Raw genomic sequence first — 26,531 nt, 5'->3', positions numbered from 1 at the left:
GTCAGCGCGTGACGACGTGCCGCTCGTTCGGGACGCAGTGGGTCATGGTCAGGCCCTCGACGTCGCGCGGCGGGTTCTTGCCGAGGTTGGCCAGCCGTTCGCGGTCCTCGTCGGTGAGGTCCTGGCTCGCCAGCGGTTCCAGGTGCTTCACGTCCTGCGGGCTGATGCCGATCCCCTCGCCGACCCGCAGGCCGAGGTCGTTCTCGACCAGCAGGAAGTGCCACACCATGCGTTCCTGCACCGGCCGGTCGCACTGGGAGAGCAGGTTGACGAAGTTCGCCACGAGGTCGTCGCGCTCCCACTCCTCCAGCAGCAGGTACCGCTGCCCGGCCTGCATGTAGTCGTTGGTGCGGGGGATGCGCTTGCGGGTGAGCCGCCCCTGGATCTCCGGGCCCTGCTCGTCGTGCGTGGGGTACTCGCCCTCGCGCAGGCCGCCGGTGATGGACGGCTCGTAGTTGACGATCGGGTTCTCCCCGCCGCCGTCCTGGTGGTAGGCCATCAGTCCGTCGCGCTGGTTGGTGCGCACGTCGGCGTTCTTGGCCTGGTTGACGGGCAGCTGGAGGTAGTTCGGGCCGACCCGGTAGCGCTGGGTGTCGCTGTACGAGAAGGTGCGGCCGACCAGCATCTTGTCGTCGGAGAAGTCCAGGCCGTCGACGATGACGCCGGTGCCGAAGGAGATCTGCTCGTTCTCGGCGAAGTAGTTGTCCGGCATCCGGTCGAGCACCATCCGGCCGACCGGCTTGGCCGGGAACTCCTGCTCCGGCCAGGTCTTGGTGTCGTCGAGCGGGTCGAAGTCGAGCTCCGGGTGGTCGTGGTCGTCCATCATCTGGACGAGCAGCTCCCACTCGGGGTACTCACCGCGCGTGACCGCGTCGTAGAGGTCCTTGGTGGCGTGGCCGAGGTTCTCGGCCTGGACGTTGGCGGCGTCCTCCTCGGTCATGCTGCGGACGCCCTGCTTGGGCATCCAGTGGAACTTGACGAGCTTGGTCTCACCGGCCGCGTTGACCCACTTGTAGGTGTTGACGCCGAAGCCCTGCTGGTGGCGGTAGTCCGCCGGGATGCCGCGCGGGCTGAACAGGTTGACCAGCATGTGCATGCACTCGGGCGTCTGTGACATGAAGTCGAAGATGCGCCGGGGCTGCTGCTCGAAGGTCACCGGGTCCGGTTTGAGGGCGTGGATGACGTCCGGGAACTTGATCGCGTCGCGGATGAAGAAGACGGCGAGGTTGTTGCCGACGAGGTCCCAGTTGCCGTCCTCGGTGTAGAACTTCACCGCGAAGCCCCGGGGGTCGCGGGCGGTCTCGGCCGAGTCGCGTCCGCCGATGACGGTGGAGAACCGGACGGCGAGGTCGGTGCGCTTGCCCCGCTCCTGGAAGAGCTTGGCCCGGGTGTAGCGGTCGATGGGCTCGTCGCCCCAGGCTCCGTACGCCTCGAAGTAGCCGTACGCGGTCACGCCGCGGGCGTGCACGACGCGCTCGGGGATGCGCTCGCGGTCGAAGTGGCTGATCTTCTCCAGGAACTGGTAGTTCTCCAGCGTGGCGGGGCCGCGGGCGCCGACCGTGCGCTGGTTCTGGTTGTCGTAGACGGGGTGCCCCTGGCGGTTGGTGAGCACCTTGCGGTCGTCGCCGGGGGCCGGTCCCTGGCTCGATACGTCCGTCATGTTCGTGGGCTCCTTCGACTCGTGGCCGCCGTCGGACGCGGCCCTGAGCTGCGAGGCGGCCGTCGGCCGCGTACATGGGTGGTGCGGGTACCCCACGGTGAGGCGCCCGTCACATACCGATGTGCACACATTTGCCGCGTCTCACACCAAGGACCCGGCCACCCGGCTCACGGGTGCGTCCGGGTCCTGGTGGGACGGGCGTGACGGGTCAGCCGCCGTTCAGACGGGCGCGCAGCAGCCCCTTGCCCAGTTCGGCGCCCTTGCGACTGTCCGCCTGCGCCTTGCGGAACAGCTCCGCGACTTCGGTGTCCTTGTTGCGCTCGGCGTCCTGGATGTACGTCTCCAGGCGCAGCGCGTTGCTGAGGCACGACTCGACGTACCAGATCAGGTTGTAGTCCTTGTCCTGCGTGCCGGTCACGCCGCCGGTCTCCGTGCCGCTGGTCATGCGGTCCTCCTCTTGAGGCTCCTTGAGGTTCTCGTTCCGAAGCGCGGCCCGGGTACCCGTGGTGCCGCAGGGCACACGGCTCCTCGGACACCGCTGGGCCCAGGCCGGTTGATGTCCCATTGGGTCACATGTCCCACTGGGACATTTCCGGGTGTACGCTCGAAGGCATGACGGCAACGAAGCCCTCTCCCGACTCCGGCGACCGGCGGCAGCGCAAGGCGCTGCGGACCCGCGACGCGCTGGCCACCGCCGCCTGCGACCTGATCCTGGAACGCGGGTCGGCGGCCACCACGGTGGAGGCCATCGCCGAGCGCGCGGACGTCACGCGCCGCACGTTCAGCCGGTACTTCGCCGGCAAGGAGGACGCCGCCCTCGACTTCGTCCGCCGGGACGGCGACCGCATCAACGCGTTGCTGCGGTCCCGCCCCGCCGGCGAGCCGCCCCTGCTCGCCTACCGCAGGGCCGTGCGCGACTGGCTGACCGACCGGGACGACCCGGCCTGGCACGTGCGTCCCCGGATGCGGAGGCTGCTGGCCCTGGCCGACAGCGAGCCCGGCCTGTTCGCCGCCTACCAGCGCATCCGGGTCGACGCCCAGGAGGAGTCGATCCGGATCGTCGCCGGCCGGCTCGGCACCGACGACGCCCAGGACGTGCGCCCGGCAGCCGTCGTCGACGCCGCCGCCGGAGTCCTGATCGCCGCCATGCGCCTGTGGGCGCGCGACGACGGGCGGGACTCGGGAGCCGCAGACCTCGCCGCCCTCGTGGAGCGGGCCTACGACGCCCTGACCTCGGAGGCCGCGGCCGCGACCCCCGACAGCACCCCGGAAGAATGAGACACGCACCATGAGCATCACCCCCGCCACCCCCACCGCCGGCCGGCCCGCCGAGTTCACCGGACGGACCGCCCTGGTCACCGGCGCCGCCTCCGGCATCGGCCTGGCCACCGCACGCCGCCTCGGCACCGCCGGCGCGAAGGTCGTCGTCGCCGACTACAACGCCGAGGGCGCCGAGAAGGCCGCCGCCGAGCTGCGGGCCGAGGGCGTCGAGGCCGCCGCCGTCGAGCTGGACGTGACCGTCCCCGAGTCCGTCGAGTCCGCCGTGAAGTTCGCCGTCGACACGTTCGGCACCCTGGACCTCGCCGTGAACAACGCCGGGATCGGCGGCCCCAGCGCCCCGACCGGCGAGTACGACGTGGACGCGTACCAGCGCGTCGTGCGCACCAACCTCGACGGCGTCTTCTACTCGATGCGCTACGAACTGCCCGCCATGGAGGCGGCCGGCCAGGGCGGCGCCATCGTCAACGTCGCCTCCATCCTCGGCTCGGTCGGCTTCGCCGGCTCCCCCGCCTACGTCGCCGCCAAGCACGGCGTGGTCGGGCTGACCAAGGCCGCCGCGGCCGAGTACGCGGCCAAGGGCATCCGGGTGAACGCGGTCGGTCCGGGCTTCATCGACACTCCGCTGCTGAAGACCATGGACGAGGCCGCCTACAACGGCCTGGTCGCCCTGCATCCGGCCGGTCGGCTCGGGCGCTCCGAGGAGGTCGCCGAGCTGATCGCCTTCCTGCTGTCGGACCGGGCGTCCTTCGTGGCCGGCAGCTACCACCTGGTCGACGGCGCCTACACCGCCGTCTGAGACCCGACCCACCAACCGGGGGGAAGAACGAAGGAGTTCGACCATGAAGGCACTGCAGTACCGCACCATCGGGGCGCCGCCCGAGGTGGTGACGGTCCCCGACCCGGAGCCCGGCCCCGGCCAGGTGCTGCTGAAGGTCACCGCCGCCGGCGTGTGCCACTCCGACATCGCGGTGATGGGCTGGCCCGCGGAGGGCTTCCCGTACGAGCTGCCGCTGACCCTCGGCCACGAGGGAGTCGGCACGGTGGCCGCGCTCGGCGCCGGGGTGAGCGGGCTGGACGAGGGCGACGCGGTCGCCGTCTACGGCCCCTGGGGCTGCGGCACCTGCGCCAAGTGCGCCGAGGGCAAGGAGAACTACTGCCTGCGCGCCGGCGAGCTGGGCATCCACCCGCCGGGGCTCGGGCGCCCGGGGTCGATGGCCGAGTACCTGCTCGTCGACGACCCCCGGCACCTGGTCCCGCTGGACGGGCTGGATCCGGTCGCGGCGGTGCCGCTGACGGACGCGGGGCTGACGCCGTACCACGCCGTCAAGCGCTCGCTGCCCAAGCTGGTCCCCGGGTCGACCGCGGTGGTCATCGGGGCCGGGGGTCTCGGCCACGTCGCGATCCAGCTGCTGCGCGCGCTGACCTCCGCCCGGGTCGTCGCCCTCGACGTCAGCGAGGACAAGCTGCGCCTGGCCCGTGAGGTGGGCGCCCACGAGACGATGCTGTCGGACGCGAAGGCGGCGGACGCGGTGCGGGAGCTGACCGGCGGCCTCGGCGCCGAGGCCGTGTTCGACTTCGTCGGTGTGGCACCGACGGTGAAGACGGCGGGCGCCGTCGCGGCCGTCGAGGGCGATGTCACCCTGGTCGGCATCGGCGGCGGGTCGATCCCCGTCGGCTTCGGCCTGCTGCCCTTCGAGGTGTCGGTCAACGCCCCCTACTGGGGCAGCCGCAGCGAGCTGATCGAGGTGCTGGACCTGGCCCGCTCCGGAGCCGTTTCGGTGCACACCGAGACGTACTCCCTGGACGACGCGCCGCTCGCGTACGAGCGGCTCCACGAGGGCAAGGTCAACGGCCGCGCGGTGATCCTGCCTCACGGCTGACCCCCCGCTCGGCGGGGCCGGGGGCCGCGGGGACGCGACCGGTCCCCCGTTCCGGTCGGACCCCCGCGGCCCCTCGAACCTACGTGGACGGCTCGGCCGATGTGAATCGTGCCGATGCCCGCTGCCGGACCATCCGGACTCACCTGTGCACAGATGAGTCCGGATGGTCCGTTTTCGTGCCGTGCAGTGCGGGCTGGTCGAGGTCCCCTGCCGCCAGGTGGGCGAGCACGACCTCGTACAGGTCGCTGCCGGCGGCGAGCAGCTGGCGTTCCAGGACCGGCTCGGCGCTGCGGACGTGCTCGCGCACCGTCTGCGCGTGCACACCGAGCGTCTGGGCGGCCCGCTCGGCGTTGCCGCCCGCCGCGATCCAGGTGCGCAGTGTGCGCCGCAGGTCCCGGGCGTCGGACTCCAGGCGGTCCAGCAGGTCCCCGGCCCAGGCGCGCAGCGCGGGTCCGGCGAGCAGGTCGGTGAGACGGGTGGGGCCGGGCCGTCCCGCGCCGCCGTCGGCGGCGTACTGGTCGAGACCGGTCTGTGCGTTGACGGCGAGGTGGACGGTCGCGCGGACCGCCAGGTCGGCGAAGTCCGTGCGCAGCAGCCCCTCGACCCGGTCCATCCGCGCGCGGACCGTGTTGCGGCTGACGCCGAGGATCTTCGCGGTGTTGACGGCGGTGAACTCCAGGCCGAGCCGGGTGGTGGCGAGCAGTTCGGCGCGGGTGTGGTGCGGGAGCGCGTCGAGGGGGCGCAGCAGGTGGGCCGTCCAGCCGTACAGGGCCGCCGGGTCCATGAGGCGTTCCGGACGCGTGCGCTCGGCGTACACGGCCGCCTGCTGCGGCCGGTAGCGGGCGACGGCCAGGGCGCTGACGGCCTGCCCGTACGCCGTGGCGGTGCGGGCGAGGCTCTGCCGTGCGCTGCCGCCGAGGAAGACGCCGGGGAGGCGGCCGACGAGCGAGCGCAGCTCCTGCCCGGCCGTGTCGCGGGGCGCCAGGACGATCACGTGGCCGTCCATCGCCGGGCACCGCACGACCAGCGCCCGGTCCCCGGTCGCCGACAGGCACTCCTCGGCGAGACGGTCGCGCTCCCCCGCCCCGCACTCCACGACGTACACGCACGCCGTGTCGGTGTCGAGGAGCCCCGGCCAGAGTCCGGCGGCCACGCGGCGGGCGGAGACGGTGTCCTCCACCATCAGCAGCTGCAGGATGGCCAGGCGCAGGTCGGAGGTGGCGCGGCGCAGCCGGTGTCCGGCGGCGGTCGACTCGTGTCCGGCCAGGAGCAGTTCCAGCACCTGGGCGGTGTGGGTGACGATGTCGGAGGCACGGCGGTCGAAGGGGGTCTCGCGGGTCACCGCGAGGACGGCGGCCGGCGCCGGGTGGACCCGTTCCACGCGGACGAGCCGCAGATGGCGGCCGCGGTCCTCCAGGGCGGCGGTGGCGATCCGGCCCGAGGTGATGTCGGCGACCAGCGACTCGTCCGGTGCGGTGCGGGTGCCGGCCAGCAGGCGGCCGGTGCCGTCCTGCAGCGACACGGCCGCGTGAGCGGCCGAGGCGAGCCAGGTCACCACCTTGTGCACGTCGCGTCCGGCGGGCCGCAGGTGGTCGAGCAGTTCCCCCGCCCAGTCGGCGTGTGCCCCGGCTCCCGCTTCCCGCTGCCGCGTACCTTCCTCTCGGCCCGCCACGTCGGCCTTCTCCTCTTCGCTTGCCTCGACCCCGGCCCAGATGCGGACGGTACCGCACGACCCGGGCGCGGGCGGCCTCCGTGCCGTCGACCGGGCCTGGCGGTCCGCGCTCGCCGGCGGGCATAAGCTCGGTGAATGGCGAAGTACTTCGACGTGCACCCCGACAACCCCCAGCCGCGCAGCATCGCCCAGGTCGCCGACAGCGTCCGGTCCGGCGCGCTGATCGCGTACCCCACCGACTCCTGCTACGCGCTCGGCTGCCGGCTGGGCAGCCGTGACGGCACCGAACGCATCCGGTCGATCCGGCAACTGGACAACCGGCACCACTTCACGCTGGTCTGCCAGGACTTCGCGCAGCTCGGCCAGTTCGTGCAGATCGACAACGACGTGTTCCGGGCGATCAAGGCGTCCACGCCCGGCAGCTACACCTTCATCCTGCCCGCGACGCGGGAGGTGCCGCGGATGCTCCAGCACCCGAAGAAGAAGACGGTGGGCGTGCGCATCCCCGACCACGTCGTCACCCAGTCCCTGCTCGCCGAGCTGGGTGAGCCGCTGCTGTCCAGCACCCTGCTGCTGCCCGGCGAGGACGAGCCGATGACGCAGGGCTGGGAGATCAAGGACCGGCTCGACCATGTCCTGGACGCGGTGATCGACTCGGGCGACTGCGGCACCGAGCCGACCACGGTCGTCGACTTCTCCGGCGGTGAGGCGGAGATCGTGCGGCGGGGCGCGGGTGACACGGCCCGGTTCGAGTAGCGGGCCGTCCCGCGCAGGGGGCGGCGCCGCTGCGGGGTTCGGCGTGCCAGGATGACCATGATCCGCGGGTGTGACCGGCGGGTCGCCCGCGAGCATCCGACAGAGAGGCAGGCCCGCCGTGACCTCCGTACAGGGAACCGCCGTCGACATCCGCACCGAGGACGGCACCGCCGACGCCTACGTGACGCACCCCGCCGACGGCGGACCGCGCCCCGCCGTCCTGCTCTACATGGACGCCTTCGGTCTGCGCCCGCGGCTGCGGGAGATGGCCGACCGGCTGGCGGGCGCCGGGTACACCGTCCTGGTGCCGAACGTCTTCTACCGGAACGGGCGGGCCCCGGTCGCGGAGCTGCCGGAGTTCATCGACCCGGCGGCGCGGCCGGATCTGTTCCGGCTCCTCGGACCGGCCTTCGAGGCGCTCACGCCCGAGCGGGCGATGCGGGACGCCGGCGCCTACCTGCGGTGGCTGGAGCGGTGCCCGGCGGCGGCGGACGGCCCGGTCGCGCTGACCGGCTACTGCATGGGTGCCGGACTGGCCCTGCGCACGGCCGGCACCTATCCGGACCGGGTCGCCGCGGCGGCCGGTTTCCACGGCGCCAACCTGGCCGCCGAGGCGCCGGACAGCCCGCACCTGGTGTCCGGCCGGATCACCGCCGAGCTGTACTTCGGCCACGCCGACCGGGACCCGGGCCTGCCCGCCGAGCAGCAGCGGCGCCTGACGGCGGCCCTGGCCGAGGCCGGCGTCCGGCACCGCTGCGAGGTGTACGAGGGCGCGCCCCACGGCTACACGCAGGCCGACACCGCGGCGTACGACCCGGAGGCGACCGAGCGGCACTGGGCGGCGCTGCTCGACCTGCTCAAGCGCGCGTTCTGACCCGGGAGCTCGCCTCCCTCCGCCCGCCCTGCCGCTTGCGGTCCTCGGGCACGGGCCCGGCCCCGGCGGCCATGGCGGCGTGCACGTCGTGCCGCCGCGGGGGCACGCCCGCGACGTGCGCGGCCCCAGCGAGTCCCGCGATGCCGACGACCTCACCGGTGTCGGCCCGCGGGGTCACCAGCGGCCGGGCTCGCTGCCGACGACGGCCTCGGAGGGAGAGCCGTCGACCCCGGCCGGTACGTCCCCGGCGAGCATCACGCGGTGCATGGTCCGCGGGTGGTCGAGGTGCGCGTTGTCGCTCGGGGCGAGGTGGATGGTGGCCCGGTTGTCCCAGAAGGCGACACTGCCCGGCTCCCAGCGGAAGCGGACGGTGTACTCGGGCCGGGAGGCCTGCTCCAGCAGCAGTTCCAGGACCGCCGCGCTCTCGGGGCGGGTCAGGCCGGCGATCTGCTCGACGTAGTAGCCGTTGACGAACAGCACCCGCTCCCCCGTCTCCGGGTGGACGCGGACCAGCGGGTGCAGGGTCGCCGTCTGGTGGTCCAGCAGGTGCCGGACGTAGGCGTCGTCGCCGGGCCTCGGCTGGTAGCCGACGCCGAGGCGGTGCTCGGCGCGCAGTCGGTCGGCGAAGGCGCGCATCGGCGCGGAGAGTCCGGCGTAGGCGGCGGCGAGATTCGACCAGGTGGTGTCGCCGCCGTAGGGCGGGACCGTCTCGGCGCGCAGGATCGTGAAGGCCGGCGGGTCGACGCGGGCGCCGTGGTCGCAGTGCCAGCCGCGCAGCAGGGTGTGGCGCCGGCGCCGCAGCCACTCGTCGTGCTCCATGCCGAAGCGTCCGCCCAGCTCCAGCCGGTCGGCGGTGGTCTCGATCTCCGGGTGGCCGGCCGGCGACGCCTTGCCGCGCCGGGGCAGCACCACGGGCTCGCCGAAGCGCCGCGCGAACGCGACGTGTCCGGCGTGGTCGAGGCGCTGGCCGCGGAAGAACACCACCTTCCAGCGCAGCACCGCCGCCCGGACCGCCGCGACCTGCGCCGCGTCGAGGCCGCCCGCCAGGTCGACGCCGTGGATCTCGGCGCCGATGTGCCCGGCGGCCGGTGCCACCTCGATGCCGGCCGCGTCCGCCGCCGTACGTGCCGCCGCTGCCCTGTCCGTCGTCATGCGCACTCCCGTGGTCGGTCTCGGTCGTCCGTTCGGCTCCGGGAGAGATCGTGGCAGACGGATGGGCGGCGCCCGCCCCGTACCGTCCGGTTGATCACCGCCGACCGGGTGGGCGAGGCTGGACGGGCAGCACACCGCCGCGCACATTCGAGGGAAGGTCCCACGGTGATCAGCATCCCGACGCACACGCTCAACGACGGCACCGCGCTCCCGGCGCTGGGGCTCGGCACCTGGCCGATGACGGACGACGAGGCCCGGCGGGCGGTCCGCGAGGCTCTGGAGACGGGCTACCGCCTGATCGACACGGCGACCAACTACCGCAACGAGACGGGCGTCGGCCGCGGTGTGGCCGACAGCGGCGTCCCCCGAGAGGAGATCGTGGTGACGACCAAGCTGCCCGGCCGCCAGCACGGCTACGAGGAGACCCTCGCCTCTTTCGAGGAGTCTCGCGCCCGGCTCGGCCTGGAGTACGTCGACCTGTACCTGATCCACTGGCCGCTGCCCCGGGTCGACAAGTACGCCGACTCCTGGAAGGCCATGGTGAAGCTGCGCGACGACGGCCTGGTGCGCTCGATCGGCGTCTCCAACTTCACCGCCGGGCACATCGAGCGGTTGGAGAAGGAGACCGGCGTGCTGCCTTCCGTCAACCAGATCGAGCTGCACCCGCTCTTCCCGCAGCAGGAGCTGCGCGCCTTCCACGAGCGCAAGGGCATCCGCACCGAGAGCTGGAGCCCGCTGGGCCGCGGCAGCGACCTGCTGGACGATCCGGCCGTCGCCGCGGTCGCCGGCGCGCACGGCGTGACGCCGGCCCAGGCAATCCTGCGCTGGCACACGCAGCTCGGCGCGGTCCCCATCCCCAAGTCCGCCGACCCCGCCCGGCAGCGGGCGAACCTGGACGTCTTCGGTTTCGCACTGGACGACGCGCAGATGCGCACGGTCTCGGACCGGGCGCACCGCCGGATCGGCGGCGACCCGGAGGTGCACGAGGAGTTCTGACCGGGGTACCCGGCTCCGGTCGGCGTACGTCTTCCGGGAAGGAGCCGCAGGTGGGCGAGGGCGACGGGCTGCGGGACTACCGCGGCAGGCGTGACTTCGGCCGGACCGGCGAACCGGCGGGACGCGGGACGTCCGCGCGGGGCGGCGAGCCCCGGTTCGTCGTGCAGATCCACGACGCGAGCACCCTGCACTTCGACTTCCGGCTCCAGGTCGCGGACGTGCTCAGGTCCTGGTCCGTGCCGAAGGGTCCGTCGGCGGACCCGGGCGACAAGCGGCTGGCCGTGCCCACGGAGGACCATCCGCTGGAGTACGAGGAGTTCGAGGGCGTGATCCCCGCGGGCGAGTACGGGGGCGGCACGGTCATCGTCTGGGACCACGGCACCTACGAGCCGCTGAGCCACGACCGCCGGGGGCGGCGGGTCGACTTCGGCGAGTCGCTGGCGCACGGCCACGCCAGGTTCCGGCTGCACGGCGCGAAGCTGCGCGGCGAGTACGCGCTCACCCGGTTCCGCGGCGGGCGGGACGGCGACGCGGAGGAGGCGTGGCTGCTCGTGCGGACGGCCACCGGCGGGGCGTCGCGCGGGTCGGGCACCCCGGACCCTCGGCGGGCGCGGTCGGCGCGGACCGGCCGGACGCTCGCCCGGGTCGCCGCGGAGGACGGCGAGAAGTAGCGGGTGGTGCCGTCGTCCCGCCCCGGGGCGGTGGTTCACGCGTGCGTCGTTTCACCCGGCGGGCAGCGCCTGCTCGGCCCAGATCGTCTTGCCGGTGGTGGTCTGCCGGCTTCCCCAGCGCTGGGTGAGCTGGGCGACCAGGAGCAGGCCCCGGCCGCCCTCGTCGTAGGCGTGGGCCCGGCGCAGGTGCGGTGAGGTGGAGCTGCCGTCGGAGACCTCGCAGATGAGGGCGCCGTCGCGGATGAGGCGGAGCTGGATGGGCGGTTCGCCGTAGCGGATGGCGTTGGTGACGAGTTCGCTGACGACCAGTTCCATGACGAACGCCGTCTCGTCCAGTCCCCACGCCGACAGCTGTTCGGTGGCGGACCGCCGGACGGCCGCGACGTGCGCGGGGTCCGGGCGGATGTCCCAGGTGCGGATCTGGCCGGCTCCCAGCGCCCGGGTGCGGGCCAGCAGCAGCGCCACGTCGTCGCTCGGCTCCTCGGGCAGCACGGCCTTGAGCACGGTGTCGCAGAGGGCGTCGAGCGAGGCGGCGGGCGCGGTCAGCGCGCGGCACAGTTCCGCGGTGGCGTGGTCGACGTCGCGGTCGCGGTCCTCGACCAGGCCGTCGGTGTAGAGGGCGACGACGGTGCCCTCGGGGAGTTCCACCTCGGCCGCCTCGAACGGGAGCCCGCCCACGCCGAGCGGCGGCCCCGCGGTCATCGCCAGGAACCGGGTGGTGCCGTCGGGCAGGACGAGGGCCGGTGCGGGGTGGCCGGCGGCGGCCGCGGTGAGGCGGCGGGAGACCGGGTCGTAGACGGCGTACAGGCAGGTGGCGCCCAGTTCGGCGACCTCGTTGCCGGTGTCGACGGCCACGAGGTGGGTGACGAGGTCGTCGAGGTGGGTGAGGAGTTCGTCGGGTGGCAGGTCGACGTCGGCCAGGGTGCGGACGGCCGTGCAGAGGCGGCCCATCGTCGCCGTGGAGGGGATGCCGTGGCCGACGACGTCGCCGACGACGAGGGCGACGCGGCTGCCGGACAGCGGGATCACGTCGAACCAGTCGCCCCCGATGCCGGCCGCGGAGGCGGAGGGAAGGTAGCGGTGGGCCACCTCGACGGCCGCCGGCCCGGGCAGGCCCTTGGGCAGCAGACTGTGCTGGAGGACCAGGGCGGTGGCACGCTCGCGGGCGAACCGGCGGGCGTTGTCGACGCAGACCGCCGCCCGGCTGGCGAGCTCCTCGGCGAGAACGACGTCGTCGTCGACGTACGGCTCCTGGGGCGCGACGCGGACGGCCACCGCCACTCCGAGGGTGGTGCCGCGGGCCAGCAGCGGCACGGCCAGGGTGGAGCGGACGCGTTCCCGGTAGGCGCGGTTGTGCGGAGCCTCGTCGTTGCGGACCCGCATCCACCGGTCGAAGTCCGGGTCACCCGGTCCGGACAGCACCACCCGCCCCAGGGCCAGCGCGCGGGCGGGTGCGGAGTACGGCGGGTAGACGTCCGTCTCGCCCAGGTGCACGGACGCCCGGGGGACCCCGTCGGTGGCTGCGCCGTGCGCGACACGGCGCAGTGTGACGCCTTCGGTTGCCGCGGTGGAGGGCTCTTCCGTGCCGAGGACCCAGTCGAGCAGGTCGACGCTCGCGAAGTCGGCGAAGCGGGGGACGAGGAAGCCGATGAGCTCCTCGGCGGTGCGTACGACGTCCAGGGTGGTGCCGATGCCGGCGGCGGCCTCGTTCAGCAGGGCCAGCCGCTGGCGCGCCCGGTGCTGGAGGGTGCTCTCGAAGCCCGCCACGGCCACGGCGGCCACCTCGTCGGACGCGTCGCGGACCGGCCACATCTCGATGGTCCAGGCATGCTCGCCGAGCCGGGAGGAGGCCGGGGTGAAGGTCTCGTAGCGTACGGGCCGGCCGTTCTCGGTGACCTGAGTCAGATGGCGCAGGAACGCGGCGCCGTCGGCGTCGATCTCCTCCATGACGTCCGAGATCGGCCGTCCGATCAGGTCCTCGGAGCGCAGGCCGAGCATGCGGCGCGCCGTGTCGTTGGCCTGGAGGTAGCGCTGCTGGACGTCGTGCACGGACATCGACAGGGACGCCTGCCGGAAGGTCTCCCCGGTCAGTCGGAGCGACGGGCGCTCGGAAGGGCCCGCGGTCAGCGCGTACCCCTGCGGTGTGCCGGCCGTCCCGAGCAGTGGCGAGGCGCGGACGTGCGCGGTCACGGTCGAGCCGTCGCGATGACGGAGCAGGACGGTGGCGGACAGGTCGGACAGCGCCTCGGGCGGCACGTCCCGGGCGAGCAGCTCCCGCGCGTCCCGTCCCACCACCTCTTCGGCCGAGCGGCCGGTCAGCCGTCGGGCGCCCTCGCTCCAGCCCGTCACCGTGCCGCGGGTGTCCAGGGTCGCCACGGCGGAGGCATGCTCCATGATGTCCAGGATTGACCCGTTACGGCAGGGTTTCAACCGCAACGGGCACGGTTGCCTACGCTCGGTGCTCGCGCAGTGCCGCGAGGGCGCGGTCGGCGTGCGTGTTCATCCGCAGCTCGCTGCGGACGACCTCGAGGACGGTGCGGTCCCGGCCGACGACGAAGGTGACCCGCTTGGTGGGGGCCACGCTGAAGCCCCGTCTGACCCCGAACAGCTCGCGGACCTCGCCGTCGGCGTCGGACAGCAGCGGCATGCCGAGGGTGTGGCGTCCGGCGAACTCCTGCTGCCGTTCGACGGGGTCGCCGCTGACGCCGACGGGGCGGGCGCCCGCCGCGGCGAACTCGGCGGCGAGGTCACGGAAGTGACAGGCCTCCGCGGTGCAGCCGGGGGTCAGGGCGGCGGGGTAGAAGAACAGCACGACCGGACCGTCGGCGAGCAGTTCGGACAGACGACGCGGGGTTCCGGTCTCGTCCGGCAGTGTGAAGTCGGCGACCGTGTCGCCGACGCCCGGCGCCCGGCTCATGACCGGCCCTCGGTGCCCTTGGCGACGCTGCGGGCCCACAGGACGAGCGGCAGCTGCACGGGCAGCCGGCCGTAGGCGGCTGCCTTCTGCGGCGTCGGACGGTGCCGCCAGTCCACGGCCATCTTGACGTTGGCGGGGAAGACGCCGACGAAGAAGGCCGCCGTGGTCAGCGCGGCGGCCTTGCGGGTGCGGGGCAGGGCGATGCCCGCGGCCAGCGCCAGTTCGGCGGCGCCGCTGGCGTACGTCCAGGCGCGGGGCGTGCCGGGCAGTCCGCGCGGCACGATGGCGTCGAAGGTGCGGGGGCGGGCGAAGTGGGCGACGCCGGCGGTGGCCAGCAGGCCGGCCAGCAGCAGGGGTGAGCGGTGGGAGCGGGACACGGTTCCTCCTCAGGGGGCAGGCGCGCGATATTACTCGACGGTAGGAACGGGTCGTGCGCGACCACAGTCGCCCGCGGTCACCGCGCGCCCGTCACACCCCGCCCCGGGGAGTGACGGGCGCCAGCCACATGCCCACGATCGCGTCGACGAGCCCGTCCGCCGCCGACTGCCAGCTGGCGCGCGGAGTGGGCCGCCCCTCGGCGAGGGCGCGCTCCCGTTCGGCCGCGGTGTGCACGATGAGGTGGCGGGCCATGTCGCCCCGCTCGGCACGGACCTCGTCAGGGAGCGCGGGCATGCACCGGTTGCGTCCCGCGACGATCTCGCGCAGCGACGCGGAGGCGCGGGACTCGTCGACCATGATCTGCCGCAGCGCCGGGTCGGTCATCACCTGGGCGCAGAACCTGGCGTACCAGGTGGGGCTGGAGAGCGCCGCCAGGTGGTCGAACTGCGGCCGCACCAGGCAGTCCACCCAGTCGCGCAGGTCCGCCGAGTCGCCGAGGGCGGCGAGCTGCCGGGCCCGCAGCTCCTCCACCCGCTCCGAGTGCCGCTGGGCGATGGCCCGGACGAGGTCGGACTTCGTGCCGAAGTGGTAGCCGACCGCGGCGTTGTTGCCCTGTCCCGCGGCCTCGCTGACCTGGCGGTTGGAGACCGCGTAGACCCCGTGCTCGGCGAACAGCCGCTCGGCGGTGGCCAGGATCAGCTGGCGGGTCGCGCCGGCCTGCTCCGTCCGTACCGTCCTGCCCGCCATGCCCACCACCGCGCCGGGACTCTCCTCACCGCCCGCGACGGCCGGTCCCTCGAGTCGTCGCAGGTCCGCCGCCGTGCGGCGCGTCCTCACGGGAGCTTACGCAACGCCGGCCCAGTACCGCCGCACAGGCCCCGGCGAGCGTCTCCACTCCTCACCCCGTAAGATACTTCAAGCGACTGACTTAAACGCGACTGACTTAAACCTTCGCTCCTCGGTTCCGAAGCTTCCGAAGTTCTCCCCGAAAGGCTGCTCCATGCCCGCTTCCCCCACCGTCCCGCGGCCCAATGCCGTGGTGGCGGTACTGGCCCTGGCCGGGATCGTCGTCTCACTGATGCAGACCCTCGTCATCCCGATCGTGCCGGAGCTGCCGAAGCTCCTGGACGCACCGGCCTCGGACGCGGCCTGGGCGGTGACCGCCACGCTGCTCGCCGCGGCGGTGGCCACTCCGGTCGTCGGCAGGCTCGGCGACATGGTCGGCAAGCGGCGGATGCTGCTGCTCAGCCTGGTGCTGCTGATCGCCGGCTCGGCGGTGTGCGGCCTGAGCGACACCCTGGTGCCGATGGTCGCCGGCCGCGCCCTGCAGGGCCTGTCCGCCGCGGTGATCCCGCTCGGCATCAGCATCATGCGCGACGAGCTGCCCGCCGAGCGGCTGGCCGGCGCCACCGCCCTGATGAGCGCCTCGCTCGGGGTCGGCGGCGCGCTCGGCCTGCCCGCCGCCGCGCTGATCGCGGACAACCTCGACTGGCACATGCTGTTCTGGCTCTCCGGCGCGCTCGGCGCCGTCGCCCTGGTGCTGGTGCTGGCGCTGGTGCCCGAGTCGGCGGTGCGCACCGGCGGCCGCTTCGACGTGCCCGGCGGCATCGGCATGGCGGCCGGCCTGGTCTGTCTGCTGCTGGCGATCTCCAAGGGCGCCGACTGGGGCTGGACCAGTGGCACCACCCTCGGCCTGTTCGCGGCGGCCGTGGTGATCCTGCTGGTGTGGGGCCGGTGGGAGCTGCGCGCCACGCAGCCGCTGGTGGACCTGCGTACCACCGCCCGCCGCCAGGTGCTGTTCACCAACCTGGCGTCCATTGCCATCGGTTTCTCGATGTTCGCCATGTCCCTCGTGCTTCCGCAGCTCCTTCAGTTGCCCGAGGCCACCGGTTACGGCCTCGGCCGGTCCCTGCTGACCGCCGGTCTGGTGATGGCGCCTTCCGGTCTGGTGATGATGGCGTTCGCCCCGGTCTCCGCCAAGGTCTCGAAGGCCAAGGGTCCGAAGGTGACCCTGATGACGGGCGCCCTGATCGTCGCGGCGGGCTACGGTCTGAACATCGTGCTGATGGCCGAGGTGTGGCAGCTGGTGCTGGCCTCCTGTGTCATCAGCGCGGGCATCGGTTTCACCTACGGCGCGATGCCGGCCCTGATCATGGGTGCGGTACCGGCGAGCGAGACGGCCGCCGCGAACAGCCTCAACACCCTCATGCGCTCCCTCGGCACGTCCCTCGCCAGCGCGCTCGCGGGTGTGGTCCTGGCCGAGATGACCATCAGTCTCGGCGGCTTCCCCCTGCCGTCCGAGAACGCCTTCAAGGTGGTCATGGGCATCGGGGCCGGCGCGGCCCTGCTCGCCTTCCTGCTCGCGTCCTTCATCCCGCGGCACCGGCCCGGTGCCGGGAGCGCGGCCCAGCCGGCGCCTGCCGCCGGGACCGGTGCGAAGGCCGCCTCCGTCCACTGACGGCGCCGGCGCCGGTCCCGCCGTCGGGACCGGCGCCGTTCAGGCGAACCTGGCGGGCAACGCGCGTGACGACACCCGGGCGCGTCGAGAACTGACCCGTGGAGCTGCCGCTGATCCCTCCGATGCTCGCCACCTCCGGCACCCTGCCGCCCGCCGCGCAGGACGCCCGCTGGGCCTACGAGACCAAGCAGGACGGCCAGCGGGTGATCGTCTACCTGCCCGGCGACGGCAGCGTGCTGCTGCGGGCCCGCTCCGGCCAGGACATCACGGCCGCCTATCCGGAACTGGCGCCGCTCGCCACCGCGCTCGGCGCCACACCCGCCGTACTGGACGGGGAAGTACTGGCCCTGGACGAACAGGGCCGCGCCGACTTCCAGTTGCTGCAGTCCCGCATGGGCCTGGCCCACGCCCCCGGCCGGGCCGCGCACCGGGCGGCGAAGGCCCCCGTCCACCTGGTGCTCTTCGACGCCCTGCACCTGGCGGGCGGGTCCCTGCTCGGCCTCCCCTACACCCGCCGCCGCGAACGGCTCACGGACCTCGGCCTCGGCGGCCCTTCCTGGTCGACCCCGGCCGCACTCGTCGGCCACGGCGAGCAGGCCCTGCGGGCCACCCGGGAGCACGGCCTGGAGGGCCTGGTGTGCAAACGGCTGGACTCGGTGTACGAGCCGGGGGTCCGCTCGCGTGCCTGGATCAAGATCCGGAACATGCGCAGCGAGGACGTCGTGGTCGGCGGCTGGCTGCCCGGCAAGGGGCGGCTCACGGGTCTCCCGGGCGCCGTCCTGGTGGGCCAGCGCACCGCGGGCCGACTGCGTTACGTCGGCGGGGTCGGCACCGGCTGGAGCGCGGCCGAGCGCACCGAACTGGCGGCGCTGCTGCGGGCCGCCGCGACGGACGTGTGCCCCTTCGACCCCGTGCCGCCGGCGCCCGGGGCGCACTGGGTCGTGCCCCGGCTGGTCGGCGAGGTCCGCTACAGCACCCGCACCCGCGAGGGCATGCTGCGCCAGCCCTCCTGGCTCAGGCTCCGCCCGGACCTGGCCCCCGAGGAATCGGCCGCCGACCTTCCCGACGACATGGTGTGACGCGCGATCAAGTGTTGGGCCGGGCTTCACCACGGGGACGCCCGTGCGCCCTTGGCACGGAAGTGAAAAGGCGGGACTCTGAACTCCCCTTCCCCTCACAGCCGTTGGGCTGCGCCCGGATTCTGAGGAGGACGCGATGCCGTCGCGTGCCGCCGCCCCCGCCCGCCGCAGGAGATGGCTCACCGCCCCGCTCGGTGCCCTCGCCCTCGTCGTCGCCTTCCCCGCCACCGCCTTCGCCGCCCCGCCCCCGGGACTGCCCGGCAACGCCGACAGCCTGGAGCGGACGTACCAGCCCGCCTACGACTACGACACCGACGGCTGCTACCCCACACCGGCCATCGGCGCCGACGGGACGGTCAACGGCGGGCTCAAGCCGACCGGTGCTCTCAACGGGAACTGCCGGGACGCCGTGGACCTGGAGAACACCAACGGCTACTCGCGCGCCAAGTGCGACGGCGAGTGGTGCGCCTACATGTACGGCCTCTACTTCGAGAAGGACCAGGCGCTGCCCGGCACCGGCCTGGGCGGCCACCGGCACGACTGGGAGCACGTCGTGGTGTGGGTGCGGGACGGCACCGCCGAGTACGTCTCCACGTCCAGCCACGGCTCGTTCGACGTGCACGCGCGGTCGGCGGTCCGCTTCGACGGCACCCATCCGAAGATCGTCTACCACAAGGACGGCATCAGCACCCACTGCTTCCGCCTGGCGACCTCCGGCGACGAGCCGCCGGAGAATCACGAGGGCACGTGGCGGTACCCGACGCTGGTCGGCTGGAACGGCTATCCCGCCGGGGTGCGCGAGAAGCTGACCTCGTACGACTTCGGCAGCGCCAACTTCGGTCTGAAGGACGGCAGCTTCGCCTCCCACCTGGCAGCCGCCAAGCCCGCCGGCATCCCCTTCGACCCGAACGGCTGAAGCGGCCGGATTCCCCGAGGCCGATCGAGCGACGGACGAGAAGGGATCGACCCCGGGAGCACTATCGTGTCCGCATGGCAGTCCCCGAACTGATCCGCATCGTCTCCCGCGACTCCCCCATGGCCCTGGCTCAGGTCGAGCGTGTGCGGGCCGAGTTGGCGGCTCTGCACCCCGGCGTGCGCACCGAGGTCGTACCGGTGAAGACCACCGGCGACAAGTGGCTCGGCGACCTGTCGCAGGTGGAGGGCAAGGGCGCGTTCACCAAGGAGGTCGACGCCGCGCTGCTGTCGGGCGAAGCGGATCTCGCGGTGCACTGCGTGAAGGACGTGCCCGCCGACCGGCCGCTGCCGGCGGGCACGGTGTTCGCCGCGTTCCTGGAACGGGACGACATCCGGGACGCCCTGATCCACCCGGGCGGGCTCACCCTGGACGAGCTGCCGGACGGTACCCGGATCGGCACCTCTTCGGTGCGCCGCGTCGCCCAGCTGGCCGCCACCCACCCGCACCTCACGTGCGTGCCGTTCCGCGGCAACGCCAACCGGCGGCTGGCCAAGCTCGCGGCCGGTGAGGCGGACGCGCTGCTGCTCGCGGTCTCCGGCCTCGAGCGCATCGGCCGCCGGGACGTGATCAGCGAGGTCCTCTCCCCCGAGACGATGATGCCGCCGATCGGCGCGGGCGTCCTCGCCCTGCAGTGCCGGGAGGGCGACGGCGACCTGATCGACGCGGTGAGCGGCCTCGGTCACCCGGACACGTATCGGGAGGCGACGGCGGAGCGCATGTTCCTCCACGTCCTCCAGGGGCACTGCAACAGCCCGATCGCCGGGTTCGCCCGGGTGGACCGCAGCGGGGAACTCTCCCTGCGGGCCTGCGTGTTCACCCCCGACGGCAAGACCCGGCTGAACGCCCACGAGTGGGCCGGCCGGCTCGATCCGGCGACGCTGGGCACCTCGGTGGCCGTGGCGCTGCTGCGGCAGGGCGCCCGCGAGATCATCGACGGCATCGCGCACTGAGCGCCGCGCGCCCGGGGACAGGGGGCGGAGATCAGACGGCGGGGATCAGGCGGTGCCCTCCTCCGCCTGGCCGCGCAGGAAGGCGCTCACCTGGTGCGCCAGCCCGTCCTCGCGCACCGCACCGGGCAGCGCTCCGCACTCCCCGTCGGGCAGTCCCAGTCCGCCGGTCCACAGCCGGCGGTCGGCCCACTCCTCGTCCACCCGCAACTGCACCTGGACGTCGATCTGGCCGAGGCTCGCCTCGGGCCCGGCCGCGTAGAGCACGGCGGTGGCCCGGCGCAGGGGGTAGACGTCGAAGCCCTCGATGAACTGGGAGTTGCGCCAGTCGAGGAAGGCGCTCTCCCCGTCGGGGCCGATCCGCACGTCGACCTGACCGTCCTCCAGGTGGATGCCGACCTGCCGGCCACCCCGGTTCTCCACGGTCACCCGGACGCGGAAGTACGTCAGCCCCTCGGCGGCGTCGTCGCGTCCACGCGGCGGCTCGGCCGGCTCGAGACGGTGGACGCGGACCCGCAGCCCGGCGTGCCCGTCGTACTCCTGCCAGTCCCCGACCACGTTCGGCTCGTACACGGTGCCCCTCTCGACCTCTCGACGCTGCTTCCTATCTGTGCGCTCAGTGCACTGTCAAATGAGCGGAATGCGCTGTGGCCAGGGGATTCGCCCCTTTTGATCGATGATCAAGCGCTGCCCAGCAACGATCCGCCGACGCCGGTACGGGGCGACCACCGGCGGCGTGCCGCACATCACGTCCGGCGGCGCCGGCGTCCCGGTCACCGGTCCGCAGCCGTTCGGGTGGCAGCCCGGGACTTTCGCGCTCAGTATCCATATATATGAGGACTTGCCAGCACCCCTGCTGAGGGAGGTGCGCCTGATGCACAGCGCCGGCAGAACCAAGCCCCACCCCCACGACGACGCCCCCGACACGGCGGCGGCGTTCGACCGGCTCGCCGGGCTCCCCGAGGGCCCCGAGCGCCAGGCACTGCGGGACGAACTGATCCGGGTCTGGCTGCCCATGTCGGAGCGGATCGCGGTCCGCTTCCGGGGCCGCGGCGAGAACCTGGAGGATCTCTACCAGGTGGCGGCCCTGGGCCTGGTCAAGGCCGTCGACCACTACGACCCGGAACGCGGCCACGCCTTCGAGGCGTACGCCGTGCCGACCGTGACCGGCGAGATCAAGCGGCACTTCCGCGACCACATGTGGACCCTGCACGTGCCGCGCCGCATCCAGGACCTGCGCAATCGGGTCCGCAGATCCGCGAAGGAGCTGGCGCAGACCACTCCGGGACGCGCCCCCACGGTCGAGGAGATCGCCGAGCACGCGCAGTTGACCACGGTCGAGGTGCGTACCGGCATGGAGGCCCTGGAGTGCTTCTCGGCGCTCTCCCTGGAGGCGGAGATGCCCGGCACCGACGGGTACGCCCTCGGGGACGCGCTCGGCGCCCCCGACCCGGCCTTCGACGCGGTGGTGGACCGGGTGGCGGTCAGACCGTGCCTGGAGGCGCTGCCCGAGCGCGAGCGCACCATTCTCTACCTGCGGTTCTTCGGCGGGATGACGCAGAGCCGCATCGCGCAGCAGCTCGGCATCTCCCAGATGCACGTCTCCCGGCTGCTCAGCGGCTGCTTCGACCGGATCCGGGAGGAGATCCTCGCGGAGGCCCGCTGACCGTCAGCCGGTCTGCGGCGGGGAGCCGGGGATCTGGGTCGGGGCGTGCCGGTCCAGGGCGTCTTCGAGAGCGGCCCGGATCTCCGGCGGCATCACTCCGGTGCGCCCCCAGATGAGTATCATTTCCGCCACGTTCCGCAGTTTGATGTTCGTATGCTGGGAAACTTCCTTCAGTACGATCCACCCCTGGTCCGGGGTGACGCGGCCGAGGACCACGATCATCCCGATCGCCTGGTCGACGACGGCGTGCGAGACGACCGCCTCCTTCAGCTGCCTGACCTGTTCCTGCAGCTGAAATATCTGGTCCGAGCCCATGTCCGCGGGCATGGTCACCTCCGGGTCCGGCGGGTCAGCGCCGCCTGTGCCGAGCGGTACGGCTCCGACGCGTTCATCGTCGCCACATGTGCCGACCCGCGCCACCGGGCCGTCCGGGGCCGCTCCACCACCGTTTCGGCGCCGCGCCCGGGGTACTCGGCAGGCGCCCGCCGCACTCCCGGCCGGACACTGGTGTGGAGCCGGTGGCTGCCGGTGGACGAGACCAGGACGCGACTGCCATGAAACAAGACATGCCCTTCCCCGCCGGCGGGGAGAGCCTCCTGTCCACGCACTCCGTGTACGGGGCTCCCTGCTGGGTGAGCCTGACCAGCCGTGATCTGAAGGTCACCGAGGAGTTCTACTCCGCCGTGCTGGGCTGGCAGTGGCGGCCCGCCAAGCTGGGCGAACCGTTCCGCATCGCGCTGGCCGACGGGGTGCCCGTCGCCGGGATCGCCGCGGTCGCCGGGATGTGGCAGATGGCGGTGGCGTGGACGCCGTACTTCGCCGTGCGCAGCGCGGACGAGGCGGTGTCGCGGGCGGCCGAGCGCGGCGGCACGGCCGCGGTCGGGCCGATCTCCCTGCCGCCCGGGCGGGCGGCCCTGCTGGCCGACCGGGACGGCGCGACCTTCGGCATCTGGGAGGGCGAGCTGTTCTCCGACTGGGAGACCTGGCGCGCCTCGCGTCCGGCCTTCATCCGGCTGCACACCCGCGACGCCTTCGACGCCGCCATGTTCTACGGCGGGGTCTTCGACTGGGCGGAGCCCGGCGGCTGCTGCGAGGTCGAGTACGAGGGCGACGAGGTGGTCCTGCGCAGCCAGGGGGACGTGGTGGCGCGCATCGAGTCGGGCGCCCTGGAGGCGGCGCCCGATCCGGCCATCCGGCCGCACTGGCAGGTGCACTTCGCGGTCGAGGACGTCGCGGCCTGCGCCCGCACCTCGGAACGGCACGGGGGCAGCGTCCTGTCGCTGGGCGACGACGAGGCCGTGCTGCGGGACACCGACGGCGCGCAGTTCACGGTGACCGCGCGCCGCTTCGGCGGCTGACCTCACGGGCTGCTCACCCGCCGCTGCGGGACGGCCGGGAGAGCAGCACCAGGCTGCGCTGCTCGACGTGGACCAGGGTGCCCGCCTTGTGTTCCGCCTCGTCGGGGACGCCCTCCGGGTCGGCGGTGTCGATCAGGGTCGTCCAGCGCTCGCCGTAGGCGGCGTCGGGCAGCCGGAAGCCGCCGGGCTCCCAGTGGCTGTTGAGCAGCAGGATGAATGAGTCGTCGGTCACGGGCCGGCCTCGCGAGTCCGGCTCGGCGATGGCGTCGCCGTTGAGGAAGACGCCGACGGTGTGCGCGTCGCCGCGCCGCCAGTCGTCGTCGGTCATCTCCCGCGCGTCCGGCCGCAGCCACACGAGGTCGGGCAGCGGCTGGTCCGCGTGGGTGACGGTCTCGCCGCGGAAGTAGCGGCGGCGGCGCAGCACGGGGTGGTCGGCGCGCAGCGCGATGAGGCGCCGGACGAAGTCCAGCAGCGCGCGCTGCTCGTCGTCCAGCCGCCAGTCGATCCAGGAGATCTCGTTGTCCTGGCAGTAGGCGTTGTTGTTGCCGCGCTGGGTGCGGCCGAGTTCGTCGCCGTGGCAGAGCATCGGGATGCCCTGCGAGAGCAGCAGGGTGGCGAGGAGGTTGCGCTGCTGGCGGCCGCGCAGTTCCCGGACGGCCGGGTTCTTCGTCTCGCCCTCCGCGCCGCAGTTCCAGGACCGGTTGTGGCTCTCGCCGTCCCGGTTGCCCTCGCCGTTGGCCTCGTTGTGCTTGTCGTTGTACGAGACGAGGTCGCGCAGGGTGAACCCGTCGTGCGCGGTGACGAAGTTGACGCTGGCCCGGGGGCGGCGCCGGCTGTGCTGGTAGAGGTCGGAGGAGCCGGTCAGCCGGGAGGCGAACTCGCCGAGGGTGTGGTCCTCGCCGCGCCAGAAGTCCCGCACCGCGTCCCGGTACATGCCGTTCCACTCCGACCACAGCTGCGGGAAGTTGCCGACCTGGTAGCCGCCCTCGCCGACGTCCCAGGGCTCGGCGATCAGCTTGACGCGGCTGATGACCGGGTCCTGCTGGATGAGGTCGAAGAACGCGGAGAGCCGGTCCACCTCGTGGAACTGCCGGGCGAGTGTGGCCGCGAGGTCGAAGCGGAAGCCGTCGACGTGCATCTCGGTGACCCAGTAGCGCAGCGAGTCCATGATCAGCTGGAGGACGTAGGGGTGCCGCATCAGCAGGCTGTTGCCGGTGCCGGTGGTGTCGTAGTAGTGCTGCCAGTCGCCGTCCACCAGGCGGTAGTAGGAGGCGTTGTCGATGCCCCGGAAGGAGAGGGTGGGGCCCTTCTCGTTGCCCTCGGCGGTGTGGTTGTAGACCACGTCGAGGATCACTTCGAGGCCGGCCTCGTGCAGGGTCTTCACCATGGACTTGAACTCGGTGACCTGCTGGCCGCGGGTGCCGAGAGCGGCGTAGCCGTTGTGCGGCGCGAAGAAGCCGATGGTGTTGTAGCCCCAGTAGTTGGACAGGCCCCGGTCCTGGAGGTGGCCGTCGTGCACGAACTGGTGCACCGGCATCAGCTCCACGGCGGTCACGCCGAGGGAGGTGAGGTGGTCCACGACCGCGGGGTGCGCCAGCCCCGCGTAGGTGCCGCGCAACTCCTCGGGCACGTCGGGGTGGGTACGGCTGAGGCCGCGCACATGGGCCTCGTAGATCACGGTCTCGGAGTACGGGCGCCGGGGCGGGCGGTCGTCGCCCCAGTCGAAGAAGGGGTCGGTGACCACGCCGAGCATGGTGTGCCCGGCGCTGTCGCCCGGATCGGCCCTGCCCCTGGCCCGCTCGTAGAGGGAGGCGTCGTTGTCCGCCATCCCGTCCACCGCGCGGGTGTACGGGTCGAGGAGCAGCTTCCTCGGGTTGCAGCGGTCGCCCACGGCCGGGGCCCACGGACCGTGGACCCGGTAGCCGTAGCGCTGCCCCGGGCCGACGCCGGGCAGGTAGCAGTGCCAGACGAAGCCGTCGACGTCGGGCAGCGGGATCGTGGAGTGGGTGCCGTCGTCGTCGACGAGGACGAGGTCGACGCGTTCGGCGACCTCGCTGAACAGGGCGAAGTTGGTGCCCTGCCCGTCGTACACGGCCCCCAGGGGACAGGGGAGCCCGCTCCACACGGGCGCCCCCTTCCAGTTCGGCCGGGAGCGGGTCACCGGGCCTCCTCCAGAACGCCGTTCACGATGTCGGCGGGACGGCCCAGCCGGGCCATCGGCATGATCTCTCGCGGCACTTCCAGCCCCTCCTGGGTGATCGGTTCCGGCGCCGTCGCGACCAGCGGCACGCGCTCGCCGGCCCGCGCCCGCTGCGAGAACCAGATGACCTTGGCCCCCGTGTCCGCCGCGCAGCAGCCCCAGCCGTCGCTGGTCGCGGCGAGGTGCTGCAGGCAGGTGCGCAGGTCCTGGTCGGGACGGAGCGCGTGGTCGTTGCCCCCCACGGCCGTGATGAGGTGCTGGCGGTTCCACCACATCTCGATCGACGTGTTCTTGTCGCTCGCGTGCTCGTCGATCGCCCGGAGCAGCATCTCGGCTCCGGTGCAGACGGGTTCGACGAGGTTCTCCAGGTCCCAGAACCGGAGGTGAGCGGCCAGGATTCGCCTGACCTGTCCGACCCGTTCCGGGCTCACTTCCACGTCGAGGTGGTAGTAGCAGGGCACTGCGGTCTTCATCGTCGTGGCTCCTCACCGCGAAGGCTCCCGCTCCTCCTCGTCCCTTGGGGGACGGGCTCCCCGAACACGAAGCGTGAGCGCTGATCGCTTCTGAGTCACTCCAGAGTGGGAGCCGTAGCCCATTCGTGCAACACGAGAAAGCGGTTGAAGATCCAACAAGACGGCGAGTCACCGTGCGTGCACCATGTGTGAAGAACTCGATCGTCCGTACCGGACCGTCCGGAAGGTGACCGGCCATGCTGCTCCCTGCCAAGTCAGAGGTCGCCCGGCAGCTACGGCTCTACCGCGCCTGGGAACGCTCGATGCTGGCGTCCCCCGCGGACGTGGGCATCCGGGCCACCTTCGAGGACTCCGGCTACACCCTGTGCGTGCTGATGGGAAAGCGGTGCGCACGCGAGGCCGCGGAGGCGGCCGAGCGGTACCTGCGGACGAGCCTGGTCACCTGTTCGCCGGAGCAGCCGGACCTGCTCTCCCCGTCGGGGCGGAAGACGCCCTCCGGCGCGGCTTGACCCAATCGGCCGGGCCGGCGCCCGGCCCCGAGCACGGCGGAGGTGAGAACGGATGAGCACGACCGTGGAAATCGGGCGTATCCCGGTACGGGACGTCCACCCGGTGGTGGATCACGGCAGGCGCCCGGCGAAGGCGGTGGCAGGAGAGACGTTCGAGGTCACCGCGTCCGTGTTCCGCGAGGGGCACGACGCGGTGGCCGCCAACGTCGTACTGAAGGACCCCGAGGGCCGGCCGGGTCCGTGGACCCCGATGCGGGAGGTGGCCCCGGGCAGTGACCGCTGGGGCGCCGAGGTCACCCCCGGCGCCCCGGGCAACTGGACCTACCGGGTGGAGGCCTGGAGCGACCCCGTCGCCACCTGGCGGCGACACGCCCGGATCAAGGTGCCGGCGGGCATCGACACCGGGCTGGTCCTGGAGGAGGGTGCCGAGCTGTACCGGCGGGCCGCCGCCGGGGTACCGAAGGACGCGGGGCGTGCCGTGGTGCGGGCCGCGGCCGAGGCGCTGCTCGACGACACGCTCCCGGTGGCCACCCGGTTGGCGGCGGCGTTGACGCCGGAGGTGGACGCGGTGCTGGCCCGGCACCCGCTGCGGGAACTGGTCACCACCTCCGACCCGCTGCCCCTGCTC

Annotated in this window: 27 protein-coding genes; 15 read left to right on the top strand and 12 right to left on the bottom strand. The window is 72.9% G+C overall.

Translation table 11 applies throughout. The features are described 5' to 3' along the window. Position 1: 1 nt before the first annotated feature. Positions 2–1,660, bottom strand: a complete 1,659-nt coding sequence (locus KUM03_RS36315; RefSeq protein ID WP_217254822.1) for a catalase — start codon at positions 1,658–1,660, stop codon at positions 2–4. Between the two features lie 208 nt (positions 1,661–1,868). Continuing rightward, positions 1,869–2,105, bottom strand: coding sequence for a hypothetical protein (locus KUM03_RS36310; protein ID WP_217254821.1), 237 nt, complete (start codon positions 2,103–2,105; stop codon positions 1,869–1,871). Between the two features lie 167 nt (positions 2,106–2,272). On the opposite strand from KUM03_RS36310, the gene KUM03_RS36305 reads away from it, so the two are divergent. From KUM03_RS36305 to KUM03_RS36295, 3 genes are read left to right on the top strand one after another with little or no spacing between them, the layout of a single operon-like run. Beyond that, positions 2,273–2,938, top strand: coding sequence for a TetR family transcriptional regulator (locus KUM03_RS36305; protein ID WP_217254820.1), 666 nt, complete (start codon positions 2,273–2,275; stop codon positions 2,936–2,938). A gap of 10 nt (positions 2,939–2,948) precedes the next feature. Further along, positions 2,949–3,737: an SDR family NAD(P)-dependent oxidoreductase gene (locus KUM03_RS36300; protein WP_217254819.1), complete on the top strand. Its 789-nt coding sequence runs from the start codon at positions 2,949–2,951 to the stop codon at positions 3,735–3,737. Between the two features lie 43 nt (positions 3,738–3,780). Next, the gene (locus tag KUM03_RS36295; RefSeq protein WP_217254818.1) at positions 3,781–4,821 is read left to right on the top strand and encodes an NAD(P)-dependent alcohol dehydrogenase; all 1,041 of its coding nucleotides are present in this window, start codon (positions 3,781–3,783) and stop codon (positions 4,819–4,821) included. A gap of 139 nt (positions 4,822–4,960) precedes the next feature. Here KUM03_RS36295 and KUM03_RS36290 read toward each other — a convergent pair whose 3' ends face one another. After that, positions 4,961–6,493 (bottom strand): helix-turn-helix domain-containing protein, encoded by a 1,533-nt coding sequence (locus KUM03_RS36290; RefSeq protein ID WP_217254817.1) that lies wholly within the window; start codon positions 6,491–6,493, stop codon positions 4,961–4,963. A 135-nt stretch (positions 6,494–6,628) separates the two neighbouring features. Here KUM03_RS36290 and KUM03_RS36285 point away from each other — a divergent pair, with 135 nt between their 5' ends. Next, a complete protein-coding gene (locus tag KUM03_RS36285; protein WP_073730278.1) occupies positions 6,629–7,249 on the top strand; it encodes an L-threonylcarbamoyladenylate synthase in 621 nt (206 codons plus the stop codon). Positions 7,250–7,367: 118 nt separating this feature from the next. Then, complete coding sequence (locus KUM03_RS36280; protein WP_217254816.1) at positions 7,368–8,123, top strand: dienelactone hydrolase family protein; 756 nt, start codon at positions 7,368–7,370, stop codon at positions 8,121–8,123. Between the two features lie 174 nt (positions 8,124–8,297). On the opposite strand, the gene KUM03_RS36275 is transcribed toward KUM03_RS36280, so the two are convergent. Further along, positions 8,298–9,275 (bottom strand): TauD/TfdA family dioxygenase, encoded by a 978-nt coding sequence (locus KUM03_RS36275; protein WP_217254815.1) that lies wholly within the window; start codon positions 9,273–9,275, stop codon positions 8,298–8,300. Between the two features lie 165 nt (positions 9,276–9,440). Between KUM03_RS36275 and KUM03_RS36270 the strand changes: the two genes are divergently transcribed. After that, on the top strand, positions 9,441–10,271 hold the full coding sequence (locus tag KUM03_RS36270; protein WP_217254814.1) for an aldo/keto reductase: 831 nt from the start codon (positions 9,441–9,443) through the stop codon (positions 10,269–10,271). Between the two features lie 50 nt (positions 10,272–10,321). Continuing rightward, entirely contained in the window at positions 10,322–10,942 is a 621-nt protein-coding gene (locus tag KUM03_RS36265) for a DNA polymerase ligase N-terminal domain-containing protein (RefSeq protein ID WP_217254813.1), read from the top strand. A 51-nt stretch (positions 10,943–10,993) separates the two neighbouring features. Here KUM03_RS36265 and KUM03_RS36260 read toward each other — a convergent pair whose 3' ends face one another. From KUM03_RS36260 to KUM03_RS36245, 4 genes are all read right to left on the bottom strand, one after another. Beyond that, positions 10,994–13,336 carry a SpoIIE family protein phosphatase gene (locus tag KUM03_RS36260; RefSeq protein ID WP_217254812.1) on the bottom strand — a complete coding sequence of 781 codons (2,343 nt, stop codon included), beginning with the start codon at positions 13,334–13,336 and terminating at the stop codon, positions 10,994–10,996. Positions 13,337–13,391: 55 nt separating this feature from the next. Continuing rightward, positions 13,392–13,859: a peroxiredoxin gene (locus KUM03_RS36255; RefSeq protein ID WP_217254810.1), complete on the bottom strand. Its 468-nt coding sequence runs from the start codon at positions 13,857–13,859 to the stop codon at positions 13,392–13,394. Next, positions 13,856–14,236 carry a DoxX family protein gene (locus KUM03_RS36250; protein ID WP_217254809.1) on the bottom strand — a complete coding sequence of 127 codons (381 nt, stop codon included), beginning with the start codon at positions 14,234–14,236 and terminating at the stop codon, positions 13,856–13,858. The genes KUM03_RS36255 and KUM03_RS36250 overlap by 4 nt, the downstream gene beginning before the upstream one ends. 91 nt (positions 14,237–14,327) lie before the next feature. After that, the gene (locus KUM03_RS36245) at positions 14,328–14,984 is read right to left on the bottom strand and encodes a TetR/AcrR family transcriptional regulator (RefSeq protein ID WP_217255169.1); all 657 of its coding nucleotides are present in this window, start codon (positions 14,982–14,984) and stop codon (positions 14,328–14,330) included. Positions 14,985–15,237: 253 nt separating this feature from the next. On the opposite strand from KUM03_RS36245, the gene KUM03_RS36240 reads away from it, so the two are divergent. The 4 genes from KUM03_RS36240 to hemC all read left to right on the top strand — a co-directional run bounded on the left by KUM03_RS36240 (position 15,238) and on the right by hemC (position 19,700). Continuing rightward, the gene (locus KUM03_RS36240) at positions 15,238–16,695 is read left to right on the top strand and encodes an MFS transporter (protein ID WP_217254808.1); all 1,458 of its coding nucleotides are present in this window, start codon (positions 15,238–15,240) and stop codon (positions 16,693–16,695) included. A 98-nt stretch (positions 16,696–16,793) separates the two neighbouring features. Then, entirely contained in the window at positions 16,794–17,774 is a 981-nt protein-coding gene (ligD, locus tag KUM03_RS36235; protein ID WP_217254807.1) for a non-homologous end-joining DNA ligase, read from the top strand. 136 nt (positions 17,775–17,910) lie between these two features. Next, on the top strand, positions 17,911–18,690 hold the full coding sequence (locus tag KUM03_RS36230; RefSeq protein ID WP_217254806.1) for an NPP1 family protein: 780 nt from the start codon (positions 17,911–17,913) through the stop codon (positions 18,688–18,690). A 74-nt stretch (positions 18,691–18,764) separates the two neighbouring features. Next, positions 18,765–19,700, top strand: a complete 936-nt coding sequence (gene hemC / locus KUM03_RS36225) for a hydroxymethylbilane synthase (RefSeq protein WP_217254805.1) — start codon at positions 18,765–18,767, stop codon at positions 19,698–19,700. 45 nt (positions 19,701–19,745) lie between these two features. Here the strand turns inward: hemC and KUM03_RS36220 are convergent, their stop codons facing one another. Continuing rightward, positions 19,746–20,270, bottom strand: a complete 525-nt coding sequence (locus KUM03_RS36220; protein ID WP_217254803.1) for a hypothetical protein — start codon at positions 20,268–20,270, stop codon at positions 19,746–19,748. 301 nt (positions 20,271–20,571) lie between these two features. On the opposite strand from KUM03_RS36220, the gene KUM03_RS36215 reads away from it, so the two are divergent. Then, positions 20,572–21,363, top strand: coding sequence for a SigB/SigF/SigG family RNA polymerase sigma factor (locus KUM03_RS36215; protein WP_073730291.1), 792 nt, complete (start codon positions 20,572–20,574; stop codon positions 21,361–21,363). A gap of 3 nt (positions 21,364–21,366) precedes the next feature. Here the strand turns inward: KUM03_RS36215 and KUM03_RS36210 are convergent, their stop codons facing one another. Continuing rightward, entirely contained in the window at positions 21,367–21,690 is a 324-nt protein-coding gene (locus tag KUM03_RS36210; protein WP_217254801.1) for an ANTAR domain-containing protein, read from the bottom strand. 227 nt (positions 21,691–21,917) lie between these two features. Here KUM03_RS36210 and KUM03_RS36205 point away from each other — a divergent pair, with 227 nt between their 5' ends. Further along, positions 21,918–22,721, top strand: coding sequence for a VOC family protein (locus KUM03_RS36205; RefSeq protein WP_217254800.1), 804 nt, complete (start codon positions 21,918–21,920; stop codon positions 22,719–22,721). A gap of 13 nt (positions 22,722–22,734) precedes the next feature. Here KUM03_RS36205 and glgX read toward each other — a convergent pair whose 3' ends face one another. Continuing rightward, positions 22,735–24,882, bottom strand: coding sequence for a glycogen debranching protein GlgX (glgX, locus tag KUM03_RS36200; protein ID WP_217254799.1), 2,148 nt, complete (start codon positions 24,880–24,882; stop codon positions 22,735–22,737). After that, entirely contained in the window at positions 24,879–25,394 is a 516-nt protein-coding gene (locus tag KUM03_RS36195; protein ID WP_073730295.1) for a pep a2, read from the bottom strand. The genes glgX and KUM03_RS36195 overlap by 4 nt, the downstream gene beginning before the upstream one ends. Before the next feature lie 236 nt (positions 25,395–25,630). Here KUM03_RS36195 and KUM03_RS36190 point away from each other — a divergent pair, with 236 nt between their 5' ends. Both KUM03_RS36190 and KUM03_RS36185 read left to right on the top strand, forming a co-directional pair. After that, positions 25,631–25,903 (top strand): DUF5133 domain-containing protein, encoded by a 273-nt coding sequence (locus KUM03_RS36190; RefSeq protein ID WP_217254798.1) that lies wholly within the window; start codon positions 25,631–25,633, stop codon positions 25,901–25,903. A gap of 52 nt (positions 25,904–25,955) precedes the next feature. Further along, positions 25,956–26,531: maltotransferase domain-containing protein (locus KUM03_RS36185; RefSeq protein ID WP_217254797.1), on the top strand; the 576-nt coding region annotated here is incomplete at its 3' end.

Origin of the sequence: Streptomyces sp. AC602_WCS936, from assembly GCF_019049125.1 — a bacterium.
Lineage (GTDB): Bacteria > Actinomycetota > Actinomycetes > Streptomycetales > Streptomycetaceae > Streptomyces.
The sequence above is the reverse complement of the archived record's forward strand: the minus strand, read 5'-3'. Positions and strand labels throughout refer to the sequence as shown.